Source organism: Bacillus sp. JJ864 (assembly GCF_036963045.1).
GTDB classification, from domain to species: domain Bacteria; phylum Bacillota; class Bacilli; order Bacillales; family Bacillaceae_G; genus Bacillus_A; species Bacillus_A pseudomycoides_C.
In genome coordinates this window covers 1-3,025 of the sequence record NZ_JBALLY010000195.1, presented here as the reverse complement: position 1 = coordinate 3,025, position 3,025 = coordinate 1, and the positions used below count along the sequence as shown (strand labels likewise).

Below are 3,025 nucleotides of genomic sequence, written 5' to 3'. Positions count from 1 at the left end.
AGGTAAGCAAAGGGAATTGTAAGTATTACTTTGAGCAGTAGAAGGATAACTGCCCATTAAAAAAGGATAAAAACAAAATTATTGCTTTTCAAATGAAATTCATGTATATTAGTTGATGCATCAATGATTGACATATCAATCATTGATGCATCAACTTTTTAGACAGTCTAAAAAAGGGGTGGTAATTTGAGCGATTCATGTTCAAAGGAAGCGATTATTTTATATAAATTACATTTCCTGAATAAAGACATTAGTTCGAAATTCGAAGGTTGTACGGGGATTAGCCAATCTAGACTTGAACTTTTACATCAACTTTATCAAGTTGATGAAATGAGTCAAAAAGCACTTCAAAAAGAAATCAATATTGACAATGCAGCAATTACACGGCATTTAAAGCAACTTGAAGCTAATGAAATGATTACAAGACGTAAAAATCCGAATGATAATCGAATAACCCTTGTTAGTTTAACTGATGCCGGTCGGAATAAAATTCACTCCTTTCAAGAGGAAAAAGAGCGATTTGCCACTTATGTGTTAAAGGATTTTAACGAGGAAGAACGTGATGAACTTCTAAATATGTTAAATCGCATTCAAAAAAATATAAAAGAATTCTAATGTAACCATTAGACAGAAAAAAAGGAGAAACTATCTATGATTAACACACAAAAAACAAATGATTTTACAGAAATTATGACAGGTCGTCGTTCTATTCGTAAGTACGATCCGTCCGTGAAAATTAGTAAAGAAGAAATGACAGAAATCCTTACAGAAGCAACACTTGCACCATCTTCTGTAAATATGCAACCATGGCGCTTCTTAGTAATTGATAGTGCTGAAGGAAAAGAAAAGCTTTTGCCGCTTGCTAAATTTAATCAACTTCAAGTACAAACATCAGCAGCAATGATTGCTGTTTTTGGTGATTTGAATAATTTTGAAAATGCCGAAGAAATTTACGGAAAAGCAGTTGAACTTGGATATATGCCTTCAGAAGTAAAAGAAAGTCAAATGGAGAAGCTTACAGCCTATTTTTCAATAGTTACAAAGGAAGTAATGAAAGACACAGTATTAATTGATGGTGGTCTTGCAGCGATGCAACTTATGCTTACAGCTCGTGCTCACGGATACGATACATGTCCAATTGGTGGATATGAAAAAGATAAAATTGCAGAAGCATTTGGTTTAGATAAAGAGCGTTATGTACCAGTTATGTTAATTTCAATTGGGAAAGCAGCTGACAGTGGCTACAAATCAGTTCGCCTTCCAATTGATAAAATCGCTCAGTGGAAGTAATTATAGAGGATTATAAGGTTTCATCATTTGCGTGATTGACTTTTTTCATAAATACAAATACAAGTAGAAAAGTGAGAGGAGAATGTATCATGATTATTATCCATGCTAAGTTTCATGTGGACCCAGCAAAACAACAAGCATTTTTAGATGAGATTCAGCCGCTAATCAGTGGTTCAAGAAAAGAAAGTGGAAATATGTCTTATGATTTGTTCAAGGATACTGAAAAAGAAAATGTCTATACAATGGTAGAGGTGTGGGAAAATGCCGAAGTAGTTGCTAATCACAATAAGAGTGAGCATTTCACTTCTTTTGTTGGCAAAGCAAATCAATTTTTAGTTGCACCATTAGATATAAAAGCTTTTAATGGAAAACCACTACAAGGGTAATAACAAGGAGAGCGTATAAATTGACGCACTAGTTTGTGAAAAAATATGATACGGTTATAGATAGTTTCCATCGTTTCAATGAAATGTAGGTGGAATTTTTAATTAAGGGGGAAGAAAGATGACAAATTCAAATAATAAAATAGCCAGTATCCATGAAGGCACGAATATAAACAATTGGGGATCATTTCAAAACGTGGAAGAAACAAAGTTATTTGATCCGATTCAAATTGGAGCTTGGTCTCTTCGTAATCGTGTGGCAATGGCACCGATGACGCGTTGTTTTGCTAATGACGAGACAGGGGTAGTTGGAGCTGATGTAGCCGAGTATTACCGGAAACGTGCGGCAGATGGTGTTGGTCTAATTATTACAGAAGGAATAGTAATTAGCCCAAGAGCGAAGGGGAATCCAGGTGTCCCAGGTATTTATACCGAGGTGCAAATTAATTCTTGGAAGTCAGTAACAGATGCAGTACATGAAGAAGGTGGAACAATTATTGCGCAAATATGGCATGTAGGACGTATGAGCCATCATGAACTAACAGATGGATTCTTACCACAAGCACCTTCAGCTATTGCGGCACAAGGAAATGTCCCACGTTTTCGGAAGCCTTTTGATACGCCAGAAGCGATGACAATAGAAGAAATTCAAGAGACTATCGAACAGTATGCACAAGCTGCTAGGAATGCGATAGAAGCAGGTTTCGATGGGGTAGAAATTCATGGGGCACATGGGTATTTAATTGATCAATTTTCTTATGAATTTGCGAATCATCGAAATGATCGATATGGCGGAGATTTAAAACAAAGGTTAACATTTATGAAAGAAGTATTGCAAGCCGTTATAAGTGCGATTGGTGCAGATAAAACGCTTATTCGTTTTTCGGCATTTAAAGGTGATAACCCTAGCTACATGTGGGAAAATCCTGAAGCAGCAATTCAAACTTTCGTAGAGATGTTCTGTGAAGTAGGATTAACGATGATTCATCCTTCAACAATGAATTATACGCAAGTTATAGTTGACGGGAAAAACTTACATCAATTAGTTCGTAAATATTGGGATGGTATAATTGTAGGAGTTGGGAATTTAAATCCAAAAGAGGCAGAAGAAGCACTACAAGAAGGTACAATTGATGTAGCGGCATTTGGTAGACCATTGATTTCTAATCCGGATTTTGTTCATCGTGTTAAACATGGGGAAAGTTTAGAGGAATACGATGCAAAGCAGCATCTTGCTACATTAATATGAATAATAATAAAAGAAGAGCACATAAGGTGTTCTTCTTTTATTATGTAAGCAAAAAATATAAGAGAATAGCATGATAGGGGGAAGCGAAAATGAATGAAACACT

4 protein-coding genes are annotated in these 3,025 nt (G+C 35.6%); all 4 read left to right on the top strand.

The genetic code is table 11. From position 1 onward, the window contains the following. Nucleotides 1-186: 186 nt before the first annotated feature. The 4 genes from V7024_RS22435 to V7024_RS22420 all read left to right on the top strand — a co-directional run bounded on the left by V7024_RS22435 (nucleotide 187) and on the right by V7024_RS22420 (nucleotide 2,922). On the top strand, nucleotides 187-615 hold the full coding sequence (locus tag V7024_RS22435) for a MarR family winged helix-turn-helix transcriptional regulator (RefSeq protein WP_335524104.1): 429 nt from the start codon (nucleotides 187-189) through the stop codon (nucleotides 613-615). A gap of 36 nt (nucleotides 616-651) precedes the next feature. Further along, a complete protein-coding gene (locus V7024_RS22430) occupies nucleotides 652-1,290 on the top strand; it encodes a nitroreductase family protein (RefSeq protein ID WP_335524101.1) in 639 nt (212 codons plus the stop codon). Between the two features lie 89 nt (nucleotides 1,291-1,379). Further along, nucleotides 1,380-1,676: a putative quinol monooxygenase gene (locus tag V7024_RS22425; protein WP_335524099.1), complete on the top strand. Its 297-nt coding sequence runs from the start codon at nucleotides 1,380-1,382 to the stop codon at nucleotides 1,674-1,676. Between the two features lie 118 nt (nucleotides 1,677-1,794). Then, nucleotides 1,795-2,922, top strand: coding sequence for an alkene reductase (locus tag V7024_RS22420; protein ID WP_335524096.1), 1,128 nt, complete (start codon nucleotides 1,795-1,797; stop codon nucleotides 2,920-2,922). Nucleotides 2,923-3,025 lie beyond the last annotated feature (103 nt).